20 protein-coding genes are annotated in these 20,123 nt (G+C 62.5%); 14 read left to right on the forward strand and 6 right to left on the reverse strand.

The window, feature by feature from the left end; all coding sequences use genetic code 11:
- On the reverse strand, positions 1-1,200 hold the full coding sequence (locus tag AC0L2A_RS16680; protein WP_473609698.1) for an amidase: 1,200 nt from the start codon (positions 1,198-1,200) through the stop codon (positions 1-3).
- Between the two features lie 543 nt (positions 1,201-1,743).
- Here AC0L2A_RS16680 and odc2 point away from each other — a divergent pair.
- Together odc2 and AC0L2A_RS16690 are read left to right on the forward strand one after the other, a co-directional pair.
- Entirely contained in the window at positions 1,744-2,877 is a 1,134-nt protein-coding gene (odc2, locus tag AC0L2A_RS16685) for an ornithine/lysine decarboxylase (RefSeq protein ID WP_091594841.1), read from the forward strand.
- A gap of 159 nt (positions 2,878-3,036) precedes the next feature.
- Positions 3,037-3,711, forward strand: a complete 675-nt coding sequence (locus AC0L2A_RS16690) for a GNAT family N-acetyltransferase (protein ID WP_473609700.1) — start codon at positions 3,037-3,039, stop codon at positions 3,709-3,711.
- Between the two features lie 62 nt (positions 3,712-3,773).
- On the opposite strand, the gene AC0L2A_RS16695 is transcribed toward AC0L2A_RS16690, so the two are convergent.
- Positions 3,774-4,058 (reverse strand): SCP2 sterol-binding domain-containing protein, encoded by a 285-nt coding sequence (locus AC0L2A_RS16695; protein ID WP_473609701.1) that lies wholly within the window; start codon positions 4,056-4,058, stop codon positions 3,774-3,776.
- Positions 4,059-4,534: 476 nt separating this feature from the next.
- Between AC0L2A_RS16695 and AC0L2A_RS16700 the strand changes: the two genes are divergently transcribed.
- Together AC0L2A_RS16700 and AC0L2A_RS16705 are read left to right on the forward strand one after the other, a co-directional pair.
- Positions 4,535-5,647 (forward strand): TauD/TfdA family dioxygenase, encoded by a 1,113-nt coding sequence (locus tag AC0L2A_RS16700; protein WP_473609702.1) that lies wholly within the window; start codon positions 4,535-4,537, stop codon positions 5,645-5,647.
- Positions 5,648-5,918: 271 nt separating this feature from the next.
- Complete coding sequence (locus AC0L2A_RS16705; RefSeq protein ID WP_473609704.1) at positions 5,919-7,340, forward strand: coiled-coil domain-containing protein; 1,422 nt, start codon at positions 5,919-5,921, stop codon at positions 7,338-7,340.
- Positions 7,341-7,533: 193 nt separating this feature from the next.
- Here the strand turns inward: AC0L2A_RS16705 and AC0L2A_RS16710 are convergent, their stop codons facing one another.
- Both AC0L2A_RS16710 and AC0L2A_RS16715 read right to left on the reverse strand, forming a co-directional pair.
- A complete protein-coding gene (locus tag AC0L2A_RS16710; RefSeq protein WP_473609705.1) occupies positions 7,534-8,400 on the reverse strand; it encodes an alpha/beta fold hydrolase in 867 nt (288 codons plus the stop codon).
- Entirely contained in the window at positions 8,397-8,999 is a 603-nt protein-coding gene (locus AC0L2A_RS16715) for a TetR/AcrR family transcriptional regulator (RefSeq protein WP_091594828.1), read from the reverse strand. Before AC0L2A_RS16715 ends, AC0L2A_RS16710 begins: the two co-directional genes overlap by 4 nt.
- A 108-nt stretch (positions 9,000-9,107) precedes the next feature.
- Between AC0L2A_RS16715 and AC0L2A_RS16720 the strand changes: the two genes are divergently transcribed.
- The gene (locus tag AC0L2A_RS16720; protein ID WP_473609706.1) at positions 9,108-10,109 is read left to right on the forward strand and encodes an NADP-dependent oxidoreductase; all 1,002 of its coding nucleotides are present in this window, start codon (positions 9,108-9,110) and stop codon (positions 10,107-10,109) included.
- Between the two features lie 73 nt (positions 10,110-10,182).
- Here the strand turns inward: AC0L2A_RS16720 and AC0L2A_RS16725 are convergent, their stop codons facing one another.
- Entirely contained in the window at positions 10,183-11,826 is a 1,644-nt protein-coding gene (locus AC0L2A_RS16725; protein ID WP_128247094.1) for an MFS transporter, read from the reverse strand.
- A gap of 73 nt (positions 11,827-11,899) precedes the next feature.
- Between AC0L2A_RS16725 and AC0L2A_RS16730 the strand changes: the two genes are divergently transcribed.
- The 5 genes from AC0L2A_RS16730 to AC0L2A_RS16750 are packed head-to-tail and all read left to right on the forward strand — an operon-like array spanning position 11,900 to position 14,167.
- Positions 11,900-12,064, forward strand: a complete 165-nt coding sequence (locus tag AC0L2A_RS16730; RefSeq protein ID WP_473609708.1) for a hypothetical protein — start codon at positions 11,900-11,902, stop codon at positions 12,062-12,064.
- Between the two features lie 47 nt (positions 12,065-12,111).
- A complete protein-coding gene (locus AC0L2A_RS16735) occupies positions 12,112-12,456 on the forward strand; it encodes an ArsR/SmtB family transcription factor (RefSeq protein WP_128183512.1) in 345 nt (114 codons plus the stop codon).
- Positions 12,453-13,379, forward strand: a complete 927-nt coding sequence (locus tag AC0L2A_RS16740; protein WP_473609709.1) for an SRPBCC family protein — start codon at positions 12,453-12,455, stop codon at positions 13,377-13,379. The genes AC0L2A_RS16735 and AC0L2A_RS16740 overlap by 4 nt, the downstream gene beginning before the upstream one ends.
- 55 nt (positions 13,380-13,434) lie before the next feature.
- The gene (locus AC0L2A_RS16745; RefSeq protein ID WP_473609710.1) at positions 13,435-13,578 is read left to right on the forward strand and encodes a hypothetical protein; all 144 of its coding nucleotides are present in this window, start codon (positions 13,435-13,437) and stop codon (positions 13,576-13,578) included.
- Between the two features lie 40 nt (positions 13,579-13,618).
- Entirely contained in the window at positions 13,619-14,167 is a 549-nt protein-coding gene (locus tag AC0L2A_RS16750; RefSeq protein WP_473609712.1) for a dihydrofolate reductase family protein, read from the forward strand.
- Between the two features lie 154 nt (positions 14,168-14,321).
- Here the strand turns inward: AC0L2A_RS16750 and AC0L2A_RS16755 are convergent, their stop codons facing one another.
- Positions 14,322-15,353, reverse strand: coding sequence for a histone deacetylase family protein (locus AC0L2A_RS16755; protein ID WP_473609713.1), 1,032 nt, complete (start codon positions 15,351-15,353; stop codon positions 14,322-14,324).
- A 141-nt stretch (positions 15,354-15,494) separates the two neighbouring features.
- On the opposite strand from AC0L2A_RS16755, the gene AC0L2A_RS16760 reads away from it, so the two are divergent.
- From AC0L2A_RS16760 to AC0L2A_RS16775, 4 genes are all read left to right on the forward strand, one after another.
- Positions 15,495-17,162: an amidohydrolase gene (locus tag AC0L2A_RS16760; protein ID WP_473609714.1), complete on the forward strand. Its 1,668-nt coding sequence runs from the start codon at positions 15,495-15,497 to the stop codon at positions 17,160-17,162.
- A 144-nt stretch (positions 17,163-17,306) separates the two neighbouring features.
- Positions 17,307-18,401, forward strand: coding sequence for an ABC transporter ATP-binding protein (locus AC0L2A_RS16765; protein ID WP_473609716.1), 1,095 nt, complete (start codon positions 17,307-17,309; stop codon positions 18,399-18,401).
- Positions 18,401-19,321 carry an ABC transporter permease gene (locus AC0L2A_RS16770; RefSeq protein WP_473609717.1) on the forward strand — a complete coding sequence of 307 codons (921 nt, stop codon included), beginning with the start codon at positions 18,401-18,403 and terminating at the stop codon, positions 19,319-19,321. Before AC0L2A_RS16765 ends, AC0L2A_RS16770 begins: the two co-directional genes overlap by 1 nt.
- Complete coding sequence (locus AC0L2A_RS16775) at positions 19,314-20,120, forward strand: ABC transporter permease (protein WP_473609718.1); 807 nt, start codon at positions 19,314-19,316, stop codon at positions 20,118-20,120. The genes AC0L2A_RS16770 and AC0L2A_RS16775 overlap by 8 nt, the downstream gene beginning before the upstream one ends.
- Positions 20,121-20,123 lie beyond the last annotated feature (3 nt).

Here is a 20,123-nt window from a genome sequence, read left to right on the forward strand (position 1 = left end):
TCATGCGCTCCTTTGCTGGGCTGAAAGGATGCGCGCGGCAAGCGCCATCAGCTGCCGGTCGCTGTTTTTCGGTCCGAGCAGCGAGAGGCCGAACGGGGCGCCGTCACCCAGACCCAGCGGCAGGGTGATCTGCGGAAAGCCGGACAGACCGGAAAGACACAACAGTCTCAGCGCGCGTTCGCGATAGGTCTGCAAATCGTCGAATGAGGCGGTCTTGAGCGGGGCGGCACCTGGAGCGGTCGGCAGCACAAGAACGCCGTCCTCGCCAAGCATGTCGGCAAGCTCGAGACGAAACGAAACGCGACGTTCCGTTTCAAATTGTGCGGTTGCCGCGTCGATGGTTGCGCCATGCTCGAAGCGCTCCTTGACGCCGGGGCCGAGCATCCGATCGCCGCCGGCGATCCAGGCACCATGATTTTGCCACGCCTCGTATCCCTGCAGCTTGCGGAAGCACCAATAGAGACCGTCGGTGGAATGCGACAGCGGGGCAACGGTACGCGGTGCGCCCAGCACCGATGCGACAGCGCGGACCATGGCGCGATACTCATTAGCTTCCCGCGGGCCGAGCACGAGCCCGTCCAGCGCATCCAGCGCGAGGGCGCGCTGCAATTCGTGGTTGTGCGGATCGTTGCCGAGCAGCACCGCGCCGACCTTGTCATAGGTGGCCGTGTCCCTGGCGAACCAGCCGAACGTATCAAGTGAAGGGGCCAGCGGCATGGCGCCTTCGAGCGAGATGCGGCCATGCGTGGTCCTCAGGCCGATCAGCCCACAAAAGCTTGCCGGGGCGCGAATCGAGCCGCCGGTATCGGATCCGGCGGCGATGTCGGCCAGCCCGCCGGCGACCGCGGCGGCGGAACCGGAGGACGAGCCGCCGGTGACGCGATCAGGTGCTGCCGGATTGACCGGCGACGGGAAATGCGCGTTCAGCCCCATCAGCGAGAAGGCCAGTTCGTCGGTCTGCGTCTTGCCGACGAAGCACGCGCCCGAATCAAGCAGCGCCTGGACGGCCGGCGCCGTCGCCGAGGCGGGTGAAGCCTCTTGGTATTTCTGCGGATTGCCGCAGCCGGTGCGGTAGCCGGCGACGTCGTAAATATCCTTTACGGCCAGTCGCAGGCCGGCAAGCGGGCCGGACTGCGCATTGGATACCGGTATACCATCGAGGTCGAGAAAAGCGTTCAGAGGGCCGCGAGTGCCTGCCATGCGTTCGATATCCGGATACAGTTGTTGCAACATTGTTCGACGCCAGGAATTTTACAACCTGGCGTACGATTTTTATTGATTGTGAAATCCATCGACCTTATATCGCGCTTGCCCAAAGTCGCACGTGCCTGTGGGTGTCCGCCGATCCTCAAAATGGTGAGGGATATCGGTAAGGTAACTGGAGCTAACCCCTCCAGTCGGTTTAGCGGCCAACCGCCAGACCGAGGACACCTTGAAGCAACGACGGTGCGGGCCTTTCTGGTGTTCTGCCGGTCGTCCAAAGACCGGGGTTACTGAAGAGGCACACCTTCATTGCCGGCAGTGCGGAACGGGTTCTCCCAATCCAAGCCAAGGCAGACAAAGCGAACCGAGGCCGGGCAAGGCCAAGGTTCACCGCCGCGAGACGGCGCTTCATGGTTCCGGGGTCTCCACCGGCTGGTTCCATGGATTGACGTCCCGCCTTTGTCCACCGCGTGTTCGCGAGGTCGATGACCCGCGTCCCGCAGCCTTGTGCGCGCCGAAAGGCGCTATGGAGAGACCCCGATGGCTACCCAGCGCATCCTTGACTTCCTCGCCACCCGACGTCCGAACGGCCCTTGCCTCGTCGTCGATCTCGATGTCGTGCGCGACAATTTCCGCGCCTTCGAGAAGGCGCTTCCCGATTCGAAAATCTACTATGCGGTGAAAGCAAATCCGGCGCCGGAAATCCTGCGCCTGCTTGCTGCGATGGGCTCGTCCTTCGACACCGCTTCCGTTGCCGAAGTCGAGATGGCGATGGACGCCGGCGCGCCGGCGGACCGCATCTCCTTCGGCAACACCATCAAGAAGGAGCGCGACATCCAGCGCGCCTATCAGCTCGGCATCCGGCTGTTCGCGGTGGATTGCGTCGAGGAGGTCGAGAAGATCGCCCGCGTTGCACCCGGCGCCCGTGTGTTCTGCCGCGTGCTGACCGACGGCGAAGGCGCCGAATGGCCGCTGTCGCGCAAGTTCGGCTGCGTGCCGGCGATGGCGGTCGACGTGCTGCGCCATGCGAGGGCGCTCGGGCTGGACGCCTATGGCGTGTCGTTCCATGTCGGCTCGCAGCAGACCGACCTGACCGCCTGGGACCGCGCGCTCGGCGACGCCAAAAAGGTGTTCGCTACGCTCGCTGACGAAGGCATTGTGCTCAAGATGGTCAATATGGGCGGCGGTTTCCCGACCCGTTACCTCAGGGACGTGCCGGTGGCACAGGCCTATGGCCAGGCGATCTTCTCGGCGCTGCGCAAGCATTTCGGCAACGCGATTCCCGAGACCATCATCGAACCGGGCCGCGGCATGGTCGGCAATGCCGGCGTCATCAAGTCGGAAGTCGTGCTGATCTCGAAGAAGGCCGACAACGACAATGTGCGTTGGGTCTTCCTCGACATCGGCAAGTTCGGCGGGCTCGCCGAGACGATGGACGAGGCGATCCGCTACCCGATCGTCACCGCGCATGACGGCACCGAGACCGCGCCGTGCGTGCTCGCCGGCCCGACCTGCGATTCGGCCGACGTGATGTACGAGAAGACGCCGTATCCGCTGCCCCTGTCGCTGACCATCGGCGACGAGGTGCTGATCGAGGGCACCGGCGCCTACACGACGACCTACGCCTCGGTCGCCTTCAACGGCTTCGAGCCTCTCCGATCCTACGTGATCTGACGGCTCGCAAGAGCCGGTCAGATCATCCGGCGCGGGCGACGAGATCGCCCGCCTCGGTTCGCCTGTGGAACAATCCGCTCGTGAAGGATCGCGGAAATGGAAATTGTGGATTTCATCGTTGATGGCGCCGCGCGCGGAATCTCCCCCCTTGAGGGGGAGATGGCCACGAAGTGGCCAGAGGGGGTCGTCTCGCGTGAAGCGCCGACGTCCTTCGCCCACGACAGGGTGTCGCGTCAGGACGTGCCGACCCCCTCTGTCGCCTTTGGCGACATCTCCCCCTCGAGGGGGGAGATTGCTGGCGCTTTCGTCATCACCGCCGAAACCGCTGCCGACGTCCCGGCGCGCGAAGCCTTGCTCGACCGCGCCATGGGGCCGAAGCGCCGGAGAAAATCGTCGGAAAAGCTGCGGCGCGGCCGCCGGCCTTCGGAAGGCCTTGCCTTTGTCGCACGTGACGCGTCGGGCGCTGTCACCGGTACCGTGCGGCTGTGGGATGTCGTGCTGGGCGAGGGCGGTAGGTCCGCCCTTCTGCTTGGCCCGCTCGCCGTCGATCCCACAATCAAGAATGCCGGCATCGGCTCGGCGCTGATGCGCCATGCAATCGCTGAAGCCGCGCGCCTCGGCCATGCGGCGATCCTGCTGGTCGGCGATGCGCCCTATTACGAGCGCTTCGGGTTCTCGGCCGATAAAACCGGCTCGCTGGCCATGCCGGGACCTTATGAGCGGCACCGCCTGCTGGCGCTGGAACTGGTGGAAGGCGTGCTCGCCGGCGCACAGGGCACGCTGAAGGCGGCCGGGCGCAAGCTGAAGGCACAGCGGCTGTCGCTCGCTGCCTGACGGATCGGAAACAAGCCGCTGCCATCGGGCGGCGGCTTGTTTCCATCCAGGATTGGAATGGGTCAGCCGATCAACTGGCTCAGCGCCATGGCGACGCTCATGTCGCCTTCGACCTTTATCTTGCCGGACATGAACGCCATCGTCGGGTTGAGATCGCCCGATATCAGCGATTCCAGATCGTCGAGCGAAAGCTTTATCGTGCAGTCGGCCGGCGCGTCGGTGGTCGAGACTTGAGCGCCGTCGATGACGATGACACCGTCGTCACCGGTATCGAATTTCACGGAACGATCGAACCCGGCACTCGCCACGCGCGCGCTGATCTTGTCGGCAATTTCCTGAACGCCCATGGCCGTTCTCCTCGTCTCGTTGCGTTTGTCGCACCCCATTGCACTTCGGTCTGGGGCACTTCGGTCTGGGGCACTTTGATCCGGCCCGAAGTCGCCGTCTTGCGCATTTCGCGATCAAGGTCGCCGGCGCATATAGCTTCGGGTTGACGTTTACGTCAACGCGGTTCCCGATATGATGATGGGTTTTATCGCCGCAGTGAAGCTGGGTTGTCGGCGAGGGCAGCCCAGAGGGGGATGGCGGTCCCATTGCATTTAGCTGGACACCGCCGGCAAATGACCGCTACCATCGCTGTGTGCACCAGATTTCAGCTGGAGCCAGGTTTCACCTGGAGATCGAGTGCTCGAAGAACCGAACAGAAATCCCGGATCCCATCGTTATGGGAAGCCGAGCTTGTGGTGGCCACCACCTCTGGGTTGATGGCTTGCGGGCCCGATCCAATCTGAAGATTTAATTTCGTGTTCAGAGAGACACAATCATGAATACCATGCTTTCCGTGGAAGCCCGGGAGACCGAGCTTGCCGTGACGTTCTCGTCAGGCGAAACAGTCTGCTATCCTTGGCTTTGGCTAAAGGATAATGCGCCATCGGCGTTTCACCCACAGACCCAAGAACGAATATTCGACCTGACCAGCGTTGACGCCTCGCTCAGACCCCTCAACGTCCAGGACAGACGCGGCGCTGTGAGCATTGTCTGGCCGAACGGCCTGGCTGAGGAGGAAATCCCGGGCCATTTCTTTGAATCCTACCGCCCAGGCAGAAAGCGGGACGATCCGGCCGAGATCGCTCCGAAACTCTGGGACGGCTCGATCGATCTTGAAACCATACCGCGCTACTCTGCCGGGGGCCTTTTTCAAAGCGATGCCGATCTGCTTGCCTGGCTGAGGGCGACGGCTGCATACGGGCTCTCCATCGTCGAGGGGCTTGGCGATGATCCCGACGCCGGGCGGCGTGCGGCCGAGCGGGTAGGTTTCCTGCGCCAGACAAATTTCGGCACTATGTTCGAAGTCGTGTCGATGCCGAACCCGAACAACTTGGCCTACACCCCTGTCGCCTTGCCGTTACACACCGATCTCGCGAACCAAGAGGTGCCGCCCGGCTATCAATTCCTGCATTGCATCGCGAATGAAGCTGAGGGCGGTGGATCGGTCTTTGCCGACGGGTTTGCGGTTGTGGCCGCATTACAGGCGGAAGATCCGGAAGCATACCGTCTCTTGTGCGAGGTCGATATCCCCTATCGTTTTCACGACGAAAACTACGATCTGCGCGGTCGGTTTCCTGTGATCGTAACTCGACGCAATGGAGACGTGACAGAGTTGCGGTTCAACGCCCATCTTGTCGATGTCATCGACCTTCCCTCCGAGATATGCACCCCCTTCTATGCGGCTTATCGCAAGCTGATGATGATGATCCGCAGCTCGCGTTTTCAAATAGCCTACCGCCTCAAGGCCGGCGAAATGGCGGTCTTCGATAATCGCCGGGTGCTTCACGGCCGCCAATCGTTCAACCCAAATACGGGGCTGAGACATCTGCGGGGATGCTATGTCGATCGGGGTGAGTTTCAGAGCCGCATTCGCGTCCTCTCCCGATAGCGGCACGACGATGATCGCTGACGTACGGTCAGTTGCTGTCGGTGCAAGGCCTCCGGCGGACGTTCCGACGGTGGTTGTTTGCCCGAAAGCCGGCGGCAATCAGGGCAGTTACAAGGTTTGCATCATTCAAACAGACGAGGACAGTGGCCAAGCCTGTCCCTAGCGTGGGCTCGCCTCATGCGCCACCGCGCGATCAGGGGGAAGGGGTAACCCGTGTCCGGGAGGCGAGGATCGAGACCCCAGATGGCGTTACAGTAGGGGATGTTCAGTCATGAAAATCAGAAGTCTGATCAAGCGTGCCGAGACGGTGGACAGGGCATTCAAGGAACTCGAAGCCGATTTGGCGGATGCGTTCGATGAGTGTCTCAACCTGGACGACCAATCGCCGTTGGACAGCGTTCCGGATGAGAATCTCGCGGCAAGGAATGACAACTCTCAGCCCGAGGACGATGCCGACGCTCCCGAGATCGCACGGCGGCTGACCTCCCACACACAAACCCGCCTGGCTGCGCTAGATGCCGTTGAGGGGCTGTTTGACGATGCGCGCGAGTATCTGGAGGAGATCAACACGAAACTGTCGGAGATCGCGACCTCGCATCACCTGACAGGCGAATTCCTGAAGCTGCTTCACGGGGACATTCTTCGCGCCAACGAACTGGAACTGGCAAATGGCAGCCTGACCACGCAGCAAAGAGTGCTATCGGAGCAGTTCCACGATGCGACCAGAAAGCAGCGCGAGCGCGAAAGCGCCGTCGAGGCCCTGCAGCAGCGCGAGATAAGCCTGGCCGAGGACAAGGAGGCACTTCGCAGTGCGCTTGCTGCAGCAAAGCTGGAACTCGTCGTGGCAGGCAATGCGAGCGCAGAACGCGAAGCGGAGTTCGGCGACCTCGTCAAAACGCTTTCGGCCAGAACGGCCGAGGCCAACCGATGCGCGCGCGAGAACGAGATATTGCGGGAAAAGCATGTCAGCCTGTCGATCGACTTCGACAAGGCGCTGAAGCGGGAAGCTGAGGCGCGGCACCGGCTGGACGAGCTCTCGACGATTCATGCCAGTGACGCGGCGCGACTTTCGGAACTGCTGTCTGCGCTCGGCAAGAGCGAACAAGAGGAGATGCGGCTGCAGAAATCGCTCGATATCGCGCAAGCGAAGCTGTCGGAAATGACGGAAGCGGCCCGTATCATGGAAGGTGACAGGGAAGCCGAGCGTGCGCGTAGTTTCGCTGAGATCGGCGGCCTGCGTTCTGAAATTCGCAACCTCCAATCACGATTTGAAGTCGCCTCGAACGAGAACAATCAAGCCGCGAGCGAGATCGCCAATCTCAAGGCTCAATGGAGCGACGCTGTCGCCGAAAAGCAAATTGCGGAGGAAAGGTTGTCGGTTCTCAGAAAGGAGAACGAAAACGACAAGATGCACCTCTCGACCGTGAGCGCGAATTTTTCGCAGCTTTCCCTGCAGCAGGCATCCGAACAGATACAGCTCGATGTCCAGAGGCAGGAATGCGAGGACCTGCGAGCCGAAGTCGCGGTGCTCGACGCCCGGGTCAAGGAACTGTTGCCCTATGAGCGTCTCCACAAGGTCACAAACGCCAAACCGCATGAGAACGGCGTGGTCGAGATCACCGGTGTCGTGGCGGAGAAGTCCCGCGCCACAAGCAGGCGGCGCGTCCGTACAAGCCTGCGCGCCGCATCCTGACGCACGGGTGTCACTTGGCTTTACAGAAACAGACTGAAGGTCCGTTGTCGAAGCAACGCAGATTCGGCGAATTAGCTTGCGTGCGCTTCCTTCCTCAGGGCTTCCCCGATCTAGTGTACGGTGTTGCCCGTCAGGTTAGCGCATGGATCGAAGCGTCATTTGCCCACCAACTGGCCACACCGGCACCGCCTGACTAGCCCTCGAGGAAGTCCAGGGCCTTTTCCACGAAGGCGCCGTGATACTGGAAAATGGCCGTATGCCCGCCGTCCTCGTACAGGACCAGCTCGGCATTGGGTAAGCGCCGTGCCAGGTCGACGGAATTGCTGGTGGGCACCATTCTGTCGTGATCGCCATTCACCACGAGGACCGGGTGCCGGACACGCGATAGATCGGCAGGGCGCTCAAGGCCAAAGGCACGGACTGCCTTGAGCTGCTGGCTGAAAGCGCCGAGGGCGATGGGCTTGTCGCGGTCATTGGTCCGTTCCTTCAAGCGCTGCAGAAACGCGCGCGCCGCCTTCTTGCCGTTGGGGCTTTGGGTGAAGAAGAGGTAGTTCTTTGGGTCCCTGATGGTCAGCGCGGCGCGGATCATGTCGAAGATGGTGACTGATGTCACCCTGTCGATGCCGGTACCCCCGGCTGGGCCGGTTCCCGCGAGGATGACCTTGCGAACCAGATCAGGCTCCAGCTGAACAATCGCCTGGGCGATGAAGCCGCCAAGAGATAGGCCGAGCAGATCGACCTGCTCGAAGCCGAGGGCCCGGATGAAGGCGATCGCGTCGCGGGCCATCGCCTCCACCGTGTTGGGAGTGGACCCGCCTGATGCGCCAACGCCACGGTTATCGAAGGTGATAACGTGCCGTTTTGCGGCAATGCCATCGACGACCCGGGGATCCCAATTGTCGAGTACCGCACTCAGATGAGTAAGGAAGATCACCGGTACCCCGGTTGTGGGCCCGAGCTCGCGGTAGGCGAATTTCGTGCCGCCGACGTCGACCGTTTTTGTCGGCACGTCCTCGTGCTTGATGATCGCGGCAGGTCGCGACAGCTGATGCACGTTCATGATGGTTTCCTTTCTTCCGGCTTGTCGTTGTCGCGGGGCTGGAGCAGCGCCTTCGCCGCTGCCGCGCCAGCCGCAAGGATGCGATCGGACAGTTCGGTCCCGTTCACCGCGCGCGACAGCTCAAGCGTGCCGATCAGGGTCGCGAAGACGCCGAACGCGACATCTTCGGGGTCGCGGGCGTCGGGTGTCAGTTCGGCCGCCACCGGGCGTACGAGCTTGAGCAGGTGCTCGGCGTAAACCTGGCGCGTCTCGACCGGCTCACGCGCAATTTCGGGCAACAGCGCGGCTGAAGCGCAACCGTGGCCTGGATTGTCTCGGTGTTCCGCCGACAGATACGCGTCGATGGCCATTGGCAGGCCACCGGCAGCCACCGCCTCCTGAATCTGGGTCGCCTGAACCTCCAGGGCCGCCGCCACGCTCTCACGCACGAGCGCCGCCTTGGATGGAAAATGCGGATAGAACGCGCCGTTGGTCAGTCCCGCCTCGCCCATGATGCCGGCGATACCTGATGCAGCGATGCCGTCGGAGCGAAACCGTTCGGTCGCCACATCCATGATCCGCTGCCGCGATGCGTCCTTCCTGCCCTTCTCGTAGCGCATGTTGCTTTCTCCTTCGATCAGCTATTGCATTATGAGCATACTATCAGTAAATGGGCGTAATGCAATAGGGGCGCGTCACACCGGGTCCCTCAATTTGGGAAAGCTGCCATGAAGGCCTTCATCATCGATCGATACGCAAAGAACGCTCCCCTGCGGCTCGGAGACGTTCCGGAGCCGGAAGTCGGGGAGAAGGACGTGCTGGTGCAGATCCATGCTGCCAGCGTCAATCTGCTGGACTCCAAGATCAGGGATGGAGAGTTCAAGCTCATCCTGCCCTATCCCCGGCCTTTCGTTGCAGGCCATGACGTGGCTGGAACGGTCATTCGCGTCGGCTCGAAGGTCCGACAGTTCAAACCGGGCGACGAGGTCTATGCGCGACCGCGCGACGGTCGGATCGGGGCTTTCGCCGAGTACATCGCGATTGATGATGCGGACGTGGCGCTGAAGCCAAAGAACCTCAGCATGGAGGAGGCTGCGTCGATTCCCCTGGTGGGGCTGACCGCCTGGCAGGCGCTGGTCGAAAGAGCGAGCCTGAAGAAAGGACAGAAGGTTTTTATTCAGGCCGGCTCCGGCGGAGTGGGAACATTCGCCATCCAATTGGCAAAGCACCTCGGCGCGACGGTCGCCACGACAACAAGCTCCTCGAACACGGATATGGTCAGGAAGCTGGGCGCCGATGTCATTGTCGACTACAAGAAGGACGACTTCGAGAAAGTCCTTTCGGGCTACGATGTCGTCCTGAATAGCCAGGACAACAAGACCCTCGAAAAGTCCCTGCGTGTGTTGAAGCCAGGTGGCGTCGCCGTTTCGATCTCCGGTCCGCCCGATCCTGGGTTTGCCAGGGAGAAAGGGCTGAGTTGGGTGTTGAACCTGGTCATGCGCGTTCTGAGCGCAGGGATCAGGAGGCGGGCGAAACGCGCAGGTGTCCGGTACTCGTTCCTGTTCATGGCGGCCAATGGCGGGCAGTTGACACAAATCACGTCGCTCATCGAAACGGGCGTCATCTGCCCGGTCGTAGATCGGGTCTTTCCGTTTGAGCAGACCAATGACGCCTTGGCCTATATCGAGCAGGGCCGGGCCAAGGGCAAGGTTGTCATCAAGCTCAAATAGCTTCGCAATGCTTCAGGCAACCACGCCCGCCTCTGGGCGCAACTTCAGGCTGTGGTCATTTGCGCGACATGCATTAATGCTCGATTGGTCCTTTCGGCATGACGATGGCGGTGCCGGCGGTTGTCGGACGCTCGATCATGCGGCGCACGCGCGGCGGCTCGTCGCCGCTGTGCAGCGCCCGCACGCGCTCGCCGACAACGGCGTCGGCATGCGTGGCCCGCTTGTTGTGGCGGATGTATTCGAGCCATGTCGGCGTGTGATAGTGCTCGATCCATATTGCCGGATTTTCGAGATCGCGCGCCAGCGTCCAGTTGCGGGCGCCGTCACGGCGGCGGATGCGGCCGCGTTCGGCCATGGTGGCCAGGAATTCCGGCACGTCCTCCTCGCGGATGATGTACTCGATCATGATGGCGATCGGCCCGCTGCGCAGTTTCAGGTCGAGTGCAAGATGCGGCTCCTTGAAACGGTTCAGCGGATCGAGGTTGAGCACCGCCTGCTGCGGCAAAGGCAGCAACAGGCCGATCGCGCCGCCCGCCAGCATCGTGACGGCGGCCGCGGTCAGCGCGAACTCGGCGCCTTGCGCATCGGCGACGACACCCCAGATCCAGCTGCCGAGCGCGATGCCGCCGAAGGTCGCCGTCTGATAGACCGAGAGCACCCGGCCGACCACCCAGCGCGGCGTCGACATCTGCACGGTGACGTTGAAATGCGCCAGCGCGACCACCCAGCAGGCGCCGCCGATGAGCAGTCCGAGCGACGTTTGCCAGGCCTGATCGCTGACGGCGGCATTGAAGGCGCAGAGCGCAAAGCCGGCGAATGCCATGCGCACCATCGTCTCGCTCGACAGGATCTGCCTCAGCCGGACGCTGATCAGCGCGCCGCCGACGGCGCCGATGCCGAAAGCACCGAGCATGATGCCGTAGGTCAAGGCATCGCCCTTGACGACGTCGCGCGCCACCAGCGGCAGCAGCGCCAGAACCGCGCCGGCGCTGAAGCCGAAGGCCGCACCCCTGACCAGCACCTTGCCGATATTGGGCGACATGGCGACATAACGGAGGCCGGCACCCATCGCCGCGCCCAGCGTCTCGCGCGGCAGTGTCGAGGCCGGCAGGTCGGGCTTCCAGCGGGCCAGCACGATGATCAGCCCGACATAGCTCAATGCGTTGGCGGCAAAGGCCGCTGCGGTACCTGCGGCGGCAACGATGATGCCGCCGATCGCCGGGCCGACGCTGCGCGTCAGGTTGAAGCCCAACGAATTGAGCGCGACGGCAGCCGGCAGCTTGGCGCGCGGCACCATGTCGCCGACAGAAGCCTGCCATGACGGGTTGTAGAGCGCCGTGCCGCTGTTGATCAGGAAGGCGAAGGCGAGCAGCGTCCACGGCGTCATCAAGCCAAGATAGGTGAACACGGTGAGCAGCACCGAGACGACCAGCATGAAGATCTGGGCAATCAGCATGACCTTGCGGCGGTTGAAGCTGTCGGCGATGGCCCCGGCAACGAGCGCAAACAGCATGATTGGCAAGGTGGTCGAAGCCTGGACCAGCGCAACCTGATAGGACGAGGTGGCGATCGTGGTCATCATCCAGGCGGCGCCGACGCCCTGGATCAAGCCACCGAAATTCGAAACCAGACTGGCGGACCATACGGCGCGGAAAATGCCGTGTCGGAACGGCGCCAGCGCCGAGACGCGTTCGCTGTCCGGCTCGTCGTCGATCATCGATGCTTCCCCGATTTCAAATGCTGCGTTCTTCCAGAATCGGTGCCCTCATGCCGTCCCCTAGAAGTAGAGCATGACTTCGCAAAGGGCGAACGCCTTTTCAAAGAAGATCATGGTCCAACAAAGAGATAACGGTGGCTGGGACAGGTCAGCGGCCATGCTTGCAGGCCGCGTTAAACGCTTCGGCCGCCTGCTCCAGGAACTCGGCGCGCTGCGCAAAAAATACTTAGCGACTTGACGAAGTTTTTGCTTGCGCCACCGGCAAATTGGGCGATAGTTAGCAACATGGCTAAGCATGATCCTGATCTCTCGCTGCTCTTCCACGCGCTCGCTGATCCGACTCGCCGGTCGATCCTGACCCGGCTCGCCGAAACACCTGCGCGGGTAACGGATCTGGCTGGGCCGACGGGACTGCGGCTGCCCACGGTGATGCGGCACCTTTCCGTGCTGGAGGAGGCAGGGTTGATCACCACGTCCAAGGACGGGCGGATACGCACCTGCGCCATCGTGCCCGAGGCTCTGGATCCAGCGCGGACATGGCTCGATGAACAGCGGGCCATCTGGGAAGCTCGGCTCGACCGGTTGGACGCATTTGTGATGAATGTGATGAAGAAGGAACGCGCAGAATGACACAGAACCTCGCTACAAACAGTGCGACCCGTGCGGTGCCCGATGATAGGAAGGGCGGTTTTGCGACGCTGACCTTCGAACGGGACGTGGCCGCGCCATTGGCCGTGCTGTGGGAGGCTTGGACGGCCCCAGCCGCGCGGGCGATCTGGGCTGCGCCATCCCCCTCGGTCACCGTGGAGTTTTTGGAGGCCGACACCAGGGTGGGTGGTCGCGAGGTCTCGCTCTGCAAGGTAGAGGGCCAGCCGGACATCCGCTGCGAGTGCGGCTGGCTGGCGTTGCAGCCGGGTGTCCGCAGCGTGAACTACGAGGTGGTCTCCTCCGGTGGCGTGACGCAATCAGCGGCGCTGGTGACGGCTGAGTTGTCAGGCACGCACGAGCGCAGCCGGCTGGTCGTGACCGTGCAACTTTCCTCGCTGGCCCAGGACATGGAAGCAGGCTACCGGGCGGGCTTCGGTGCCGGCCTGGACAACCTCGCGGGCGCGGCCGAACGAACCATGGTGCTGCAGCGGGTGATTCAGGCGCCGCGGTCCATCGTCTGGGGCGCGTGGATGAACCCTGTAACGCTGCCGCAATGGTGGGGGCCGGAAGGCTTCTCCTGTCGAACGAAGAGGATCGACTTGCGAGCGGGCGGCGAGTGGGTATTCGACATGATCGCGTCTGACGGCACGGTTTTCCCGAACCACCATCTCTATAACGAGGTCCGGCCCGAGGAGAGGATCGGCTATACGCTGCATTGGGGCGAGAACGGGCCGAAACATGCCGACGCCTGGGCCTCGTTCGAGGATCAGGACGGGGCAACCAAGGTAACGCTGGGCATGGTATTCAGCACGGCTGCCGAGTTCCAGGAGGCGAAGGGCTTCGGTGCCGTGGAACTGGGACTGCAAACTCTCGGCAAACTGGAACGCTTCGTCGCATCCCGCTGAAATGCTGCGATTTCCCGTCGGCCCGAATCAGGGCTTGTGGGCGAGGTCCTCCTCCATGTCGCCCGTCCTCAATGGCGACGGCATCCGCCGCTTCAGTCAGAACGGCATAGCCGGTCGGGCTGGAGCGGTCAGGCTGGAGAAGACCGAGCTCTCGGAAGCGGGGCAGATCACCAACATGCGCTTCCGCTTCACGGGATAGGCCGAGAATTCACAAAGGGATACACGAAGAGGAGGGTTCTATGAGAAAGCTGATCATATGGGACATGGTGAGTGTCGACGGCTTCTTCGAAGGTCCGGACAGGGACATCAGCTGGTTCGTCTTCGAAGAAGAACTCGAGGACTACATTCGTCAGACCCAGGAAAAGGCCGACACGCTGATCTTCGGCCGGGTGACCTACGAGCTCATGGCAGCCTATTGGCCGTCCGAGCAAGGCTGGATCGCGGATTTCATGAACAAGATCGAGAAGGTGGTCTTCTCGCGCACGCTGAAAAGCGCCGACTGGAACAACACGAAGCTCTTCAGCGGCAATGTCGCGGAAGAAGTCTCCAAGCTGAAGACCAGGGACGGCGGAGACATCTTCGTGTTCGGCAGCGCCGACCTCACGGCGACCCTGATGGAGCACGGCCTGATCGACGAGTATCACCTCGGCATCAACCCCGTCATTCTCGGGAGAGGCACGCCGCTCTTCAAGGGCGGCCCGAACCGGATACCCCTGAAGCATCTCGAGACGAGGACGCTCAAGTCAGGTGTTGTCATCCTCCATTACGCGCCGGAGAGCAGACAATGACGATCGATCCGCTGTTTCCCGTCAACCACTTGTCGAATTGGGAGGGCCCGGGGAAGCGACGCGTTCCAGAGGATCGGCGGCCAAGTGGCGTAGCTGCCATCACCGCTGCGCTCTCTCGGGTCTAACGCCTGGGCAGCCCTTTGGGCGACATGCATTACCGATCTTCGAATCCGGTCAGCACGCCGACCGCATTGATGCCGATTTCCTCGACGGCGTAGCCGCCTTCCATGACGAACAGCGTCGGCAGGCCGAGCTTGGCGATGCGACGGCCAATCCTGGGATAGTCGGCGCTTTTCAGCTTGAACCTGCTGATCGGGTCCTTCTCGAACGTGTCGACGCCGAGCGAGACGACAACGATCTCGGGGGCGTAAGCTGCAAGTTTTGCGCAGGCGTCCTCCAGCGAAGCATTCCAGGCATCCCATGTGGTGCCGAACGGCATGGGGTAGTTGACATTGAAGCCTTCGCCGGCGCCGGCGCCGCGCTCGTCGGCATGGCCAAGGAAGAACGGATATTCGGTCATCGGGTCGCCATGCAGGTTCAGCACCTGCACGTCGCCGCGGCTGTAGAAGATCTCCTGCGTGCCGTTGCCGTGATGGTAATCGACATCGAGGATCGAGACACGCCTGGCGCCCTGGTCGCGGGACCATTGCGCGGCAACCGCGGCGTTGTTGATGTAGCAATAGCCGCCCATGAAGGCAGCGCCGGCGTGATGGCCGGGCGGGCGGCAGAGCGCGAAGGCTGATCTCTCGCCGCCCTTGACCAGGGCGGCTGCGGTCAGCGCCACATCGTAGGACGACTTGATCGCCTCCCAGGTGCCTTTGACGAAGCCGGCGCCGCCGTCGAAGGAGTAAAAGCCAAGCAGCGCATCGATGGTCTGGGGGCGCACATCGCCGCGCAGGCCGCGCGTCGGCCAGGTGAAGGGGAGGGCCGTGCCAGTCCGTCCCGACGCTTCCCAGAGCGGCCATACGGTCGGCAGGAAATCGATGTAGTCGCTGGTATGCACCTGCTTGGCGGCTGCGAGGTCATGACTCTGGGGCGGCAACACGGGGCCGAGTTTTTCGCTCTCCACCCTCGCCTTGATGAACTCGGCGCGCGAGGGCTTCTCGAAGGCCGGCACGATGGCGCCGGCGATCAATTCGACATTGCCGGAATGGCCGGCATGGAGGGGCGAAAAAACAGTCTTCATGAAATTGTTCCGTGGTGAGATGCGGCGACCCTAGCCGTCTTGCACTGCCTTTCACAAGGCGCTGGGCCAACCAGCCATGGCTTGCTGGCACGGCAGCTACTCGTCTAGCCTGTCGGTAGCGCAACCGAACCGCGGGTAATCATGAGTTCAAATGCCGACCTGATCGTCATGAATGCTCGTGTGCTGATCATGGACGAAGGCCATCCGACGGCCGAGGCGGTGGCGATAAAGGACGGCAACATCCTCGCGGTTGGGGATCGCTGGACGATTGAGGCGCTGAAGGGGCCGGCCACGAAGATTATCGATGCGCAAGGCGGGTCGATGGTGCCGGGCTTTATCGAAGCGCATATGCATCTTTTCGGCGGCGCGGCCGAACTCGACAATCTGCACCTTCAGGGCGTGCATGGCTTCGATGCACTGAGCGACGCGATCCGCGCCTATGCGGCGGCACGGCCTAACGCCAAATTGCTGCTTGGGGCCGGCGTCGACTACACCATCCTTTCCAAGGAAGAGCCGGTCACCCGCCATCATCTCGACCGCATCATCGCCGACCGGCCGTTCGCCATGTCGGCTTCCGATCATCACACGATGTGGGCCAACACCAAGGCGCTGGAGCTGGCTGGCGTCCTGCACGGCAAGCAACTCGGTCCCGGCAACGAGATCGTCATGGGAGCGGATGGCCTGGCGGCGGGCGAATTGCGCGAGGGGGAGGCGTTCGGGCCAATCCTCGAGCTTTCGGGGCAGAACCGAGTGCGGCTCGGCATTGCGACAGGCGGAGAGCCCGAGCCGTACCCTTCCGCCGCCGAAGTCGCGGCCGATCGTGACCTGATGCATCGCGGGTTGGAATGGTGCGCCCGCCACGGCATCACCTCGATCCAGAACATGGACGGCAATCTTTACCAGCTCGAGCTGCTAGCCGGGCTGGAACAGGAAGGGCGACTGCTCTGCCGCACCAAGATACCTTTTCATTTCAAGAACTTCATGACGCTCGACAGGCTGGAAAAGGCATCGAGCATGGCCAACTCCTACCAATCGGAATGGCTGTCGTCCGGCATGGTCAAGATGTTTTACGACGGCGTGCTGGAAGGTTGGACCGCGGTGATGGTCGACGACTATGCCGACCGGCCGGGCTGGCGCGGTGAGCCGCTGTTTACGCCGGAGCATCTCGCCGAGGTGGCGGTGGAGGCCGACCGGCGCGGGCTGCAGGTCGCCGTGCATTCGATCGGCGACGGCGCGGTGCGCGCGGTCCTCGATGGTTATGAGGCGGCGCGGCGGAAGAACGGCAGGCGCGACAGCCGGCACCGGGTCGAGCATATCGAGGTGGTCACTGCCGCCGACATACCGCGCTTCGCAGAGCTTGGCGTCATCGCCTCGATGCAGCCGCCGCACCCGCCCGGCGCCATGGACTTCCCGCTGGAGCCGACGCTTTCGCGCATCGGCCGCGAAAGATGGCCGCTGAGCTATGCCTGGCGGACGCTGAAGCAGGCGGGCGCGCATGTCGTCTTCGCTTCCGACTGGCCGGTGTCGCCGATCGATCCGATCCTGGGCATTCAGGCGGCGGTGCTGCGCAAACCTTGGGCAGAGGGCGATCCCGACCAGAGCTTTTCGCTGCATGAATCACTAGCGGGCTACACGGTGGAAGGCGCCTATGCCGAGTTCATGGAGCACCGCAAGGGCCGCCTGAAGCCAGGCTTTATGGCCGATCTGGTGGTGCTCTCAGGCGACATCGAGGCGACCGCGCCGGAAGCGCTGCATACGGTGCGGCCGGTGACGACGATCTGCGGCGGCAAGATCACCTACCAGGCCTGACGGTGGCACGGGAATTGCGTCCTGAATCGACGTTCAGATGTATGATCGACATTCAGATGTGTGCTTGCCAAGCCATGCGCCGTGTGCTGACAATCGAGTGGGAACTGGATCCGCCAGAAGAGCGGACACAAGAATGGGGTAATCGTGCCGGAACAACCGGGTAGAAGTGCAATTGAAGTTCGTGGCGTCCGCAAGGTATTCGGTAGCGGAGAGTCACAGGTCGCCGCCCTCGACACGGTTTCGGTGTCGATCCGCGAAAATGAATTCTTCACGCTGCTTGGTCCGTCCGGCTGCGGGAAGACGACCCTTCTAAGGCTGATCGCCGGCTTCGACTTCCCGAGCGCCGGCGAGATCTTGCTGCACGGCCAGGACATAGCGCCGCTGCCGCCGTTCAAGCGGCCGGTCAATACCGTGTTCCAGAACTATGCGCTGTTCCCGCATATGACGGTGGCCGAGAACATCGGCTTCGGCCTCGAAATGCTCGGCAAGCCCAAGGCCGAAGTGAAGGCGCGGGTCGCCGAGATGCTGAAGCTGGTCAAGATGGAAGCGCTCAGCAACCGCCGCACCAGCCAGATTTCCGGCGGCCAACAGCAGCGCGTGGCGCTGGCGCGCGCCTTGGCGCCGCAGCCGAAAGTGCTGCTGCTCGACGAGCCGCTGTCGGCGCTCGACTTCAAGCTGCGCAAGGAGATGCAGATCGAGCTGAAGCGGCTGCAGCACGAGACCGGCATCACCTTCATCTTCGTCACCCACGACCAGGAAGAAGCGCTGACCATGTCGGACCGCATCGCGGTGATGTCGTCGGGCAAGATCCTGCAGGTCGGCACGCCCTGGGACATCTACGACAAGCCGGCGGAGCGCTTCGTCGCCGACTTCATCGGCGAAACCAATTTCCTGACGGCGGCCATATCAGGCATGGGCAACGGCAAGGCACGCGCAACGCTCAAATCCGGCGCGACCATAGACGCGACTGTGGCGGAAGGCTTCCAGCCAAAGGATAATGCCACCGTGGTGGTCAGGCCCGAACATGCCAAGCTGACCAGCGGCAAGGGCGACCTGTCGGGCACGGTGGAAAACATCGTCTATTTCGGCACCGACACGCACATCCATGTTCGCCTGGACAGCAGCGAGAGCTTCACCGTGCGCCAGCAGAACACGCGCAGCGCCGGCTGCGGTTTCGAGCGGGGCGACAAGGTCGGCATTTCGATCGGCAACGAAGCCGCGCAAGTGCTGAGGGACTGATGGCGAGCGCGGAACAAGTTGCTGAGGAGGCCGAGCGCCGAGAGATCCGCGATCGCTGGCTGCTGTCGGCGCCGGCGCTGATCATTATCTTTCTCGCCGCGAGCGGACCGCTGCTGATCGTCGTGGTCTATTCCTTCCTGACGCCGGGACCGTATGGCGGCGTGGTGTGGAAATTCTCGACCGACGGCTGGTTGTCGGTGCTGATGCAGCGCGACATCTTCGACGACACTCTGGCCTTCGCCGATGCGCATTTGTCGATCTTCTGGCGCTCGGCCAAGCTGTCGTTCATGACAACGATCCTGACGCTGCTGTTTGGCTTCCCGACCGCCTATTTCATCGCTACCCGGCCGGCGCGCCAGCGCGACATCTGGCTGTTCCTGATCACCATCCCGTTCTGGACCAATCTCTTGATCCGCACCTTCGCCATCCAGGAGGTGATCCGCAATGAGGGCCTCGTCAACACGGTGCTGATCAAGCTCGGCATCATCAACCAGCCGATCCAGATGATGTTCACCGATTTCGCGCTGATGGTCGGCATGACCTATGTCTATCTGCCGCTGATGGTGCTGCCGCTCTATGCCAGCATGGAAAAGATCGACTTCCGGCTGGTCGAGGCTGGTTACGACCTCTATGCCAACCGCTTGCAGGTGCTGAGGCGGGTCATCATCCCGCTGGTCAAGCCCGGCATCATCGCTGGCTCGATCCTGGTCTTCATCCCGGCGCTGGGCGCCTATGTCACCCCGCGGGTGCTCGGCGGGTCGAAGAATATGATGCTCGGCAATCTGATCGAGCTGCAGTTCGGGCAAGGCCGCAACTGGCCGCTCGGCTCGGCGCTGTCGCTGTCGCTGATGGCGATCGTGATGGTGGCGCTGCTCTTCTATGTCCGCTCCGTCGGGCGCCGGGGTGGCGCGCATGGCTAGCCGCTTCGATGTCCGCCGGCAGACCGGCTTCACCACCATCGCAATGATCTGCTTCTTCGCGCTGTACCTGCCGATCGTCACGCTTGTCGTCTATGCCTTCAATTCAGGCAATTCGATCGCGGTCTGGGAAGGCGTGTCGCTGCGCTGGTTCTACCAGGCTTGGAACAACGATCAGGTCGTCGATGCCGCCATCCGGTCGCTGCAAATCGCTTTGGTGGCCGCGACCATTGCCACCATCGTTGCCACGATGGCGGCACTCGCCACGACCCGAACCAAACCCTATCCCGGCCTCGGCTTCAAATACGCCTTCATCAACCAGCCGCTGATGGTGCCGGAGGTCGTCACTGCGGTGGCGCTGCTGATCTTCTTCTCGCGCATCAAGATCTGGACCGGCTATTCGGGGCTGGGCTACCTGATGGCGGCGCATACCGCCTTTTGCATTCCCTTTGCCTATCTGCCGATCCGGGCGCGGCTCGAGAGCATGGACCTGTCGCTGGAGACCGCGGCGGCCGACCTCTACGCGACACCCTGGAAGGCATTTAGGCGCGTCACCTTTCCGCTGCTGTGGCCAGGCATCCTTGCCGGGTTGATGCTGGCCTTCGTCATCTCGCTGGACGACGTCGTCATCACCGAGTTCGTCAAGTCCGGCGGCCAGGACACGTTGCCGACCTACATGCTCGGCCAGTTCCGGCGCTTTATCACGCCGGAAATCAACGCAATTTCGACGGTGTTCCTGCTGATCTCGATCTTGATCGTCACCGTCTTCTTTTTCATCAGCAGGAAAAAGGATCACGAGTGACAG

This window comes from Mesorhizobium sp. WSM4844 (assembly GCF_055811775.1).

Excerpts from the sequence above, each read along its gene's own strand:
- AC0L2A_RS16680 (WP_473609698.1), bottom strand. The coding sequence starts at position 1,200 with ATGGCAGGCACTCGCGGCCCTCTGAACGCTTTTCTCGACCTCGATGGT.
- odc2 (WP_091594841.1), top strand. The coding sequence starts at position 1,744 with ATGGCTACCCAGCGCATCCTTGACTTCCTCGCCACCCGACGTCCGAAC.
- AC0L2A_RS16690 (WP_473609700.1), top strand. The coding sequence starts at position 3,037 with ATGGCCACGAAGTGGCCAGAGGGGGTCGTCTCGCGTGAAGCGCCGACG.
- AC0L2A_RS16695 (WP_473609701.1), bottom strand. The coding sequence starts at position 4,058 with ATGGGCGTTCAGGAAATTGCCGACAAGATCAGCGCGCGCGTGGCGAGT.
- AC0L2A_RS16700 (WP_473609702.1), top strand. The coding sequence starts at position 4,535 with ATGAATACCATGCTTTCCGTGGAAGCCCGGGAGACCGAGCTTGCCGTG.
- AC0L2A_RS16705 (WP_473609704.1), top strand. The coding sequence starts at position 5,919 with ATGAAAATCAGAAGTCTGATCAAGCGTGCCGAGACGGTGGACAGGGCA.
- AC0L2A_RS16710 (WP_473609705.1), bottom strand. The coding sequence starts at position 8,400 with ATGAACGTGCATCAGCTGTCGCGACCTGCCGCGATCATCAAGCACGAG.
- AC0L2A_RS16715 (WP_091594828.1), bottom strand. The coding sequence starts at position 8,999 with ATGCGCTACGAGAAGGGCAGGAAGGACGCATCGCGGCAGCGGATCATG.
- AC0L2A_RS16720 (WP_473609706.1), top strand. The coding sequence starts at position 9,108 with ATGAAGGCCTTCATCATCGATCGATACGCAAAGAACGCTCCCCTGCGG.
- AC0L2A_RS16725 (WP_128247094.1), bottom strand. The coding sequence starts at position 11,826 with ATGATCGACGACGAGCCGGACAGCGAACGCGTCTCGGCGCTGGCGCCG.
- AC0L2A_RS16730 (WP_473609708.1), top strand. The coding sequence starts at position 11,900 with ATGACTTCGCAAAGGGCGAACGCCTTTTCAAAGAAGATCATGGTCCAA.
- AC0L2A_RS16735 (WP_128183512.1), top strand. The coding sequence starts at position 12,112 with ATGGCTAAGCATGATCCTGATCTCTCGCTGCTCTTCCACGCGCTCGCT.
- AC0L2A_RS16740 (WP_473609709.1), top strand. The coding sequence starts at position 12,453 with ATGACACAGAACCTCGCTACAAACAGTGCGACCCGTGCGGTGCCCGAT.
- AC0L2A_RS16745 (WP_473609710.1), top strand. The coding sequence starts at position 13,435 with ATGTCGCCCGTCCTCAATGGCGACGGCATCCGCCGCTTCAGTCAGAAC.
- AC0L2A_RS16750 (WP_473609712.1), top strand. The coding sequence starts at position 13,619 with ATGAGAAAGCTGATCATATGGGACATGGTGAGTGTCGACGGCTTCTTC.
- AC0L2A_RS16755 (WP_473609713.1), bottom strand. The coding sequence starts at position 15,353 with ATGAAGACTGTTTTTTCGCCCCTCCATGCCGGCCATTCCGGCAATGTC.
- AC0L2A_RS16760 (WP_473609714.1), top strand. The coding sequence starts at position 15,495 with ATGAGTTCAAATGCCGACCTGATCGTCATGAATGCTCGTGTGCTGATC.
- AC0L2A_RS16770 (WP_473609717.1), top strand. The coding sequence starts at position 18,401 with ATGGCGAGCGCGGAACAAGTTGCTGAGGAGGCCGAGCGCCGAGAGATC.
- AC0L2A_RS16775 (WP_473609718.1), top strand. The coding sequence starts at position 19,314 with ATGGCTAGCCGCTTCGATGTCCGCCGGCAGACCGGCTTCACCACCATC.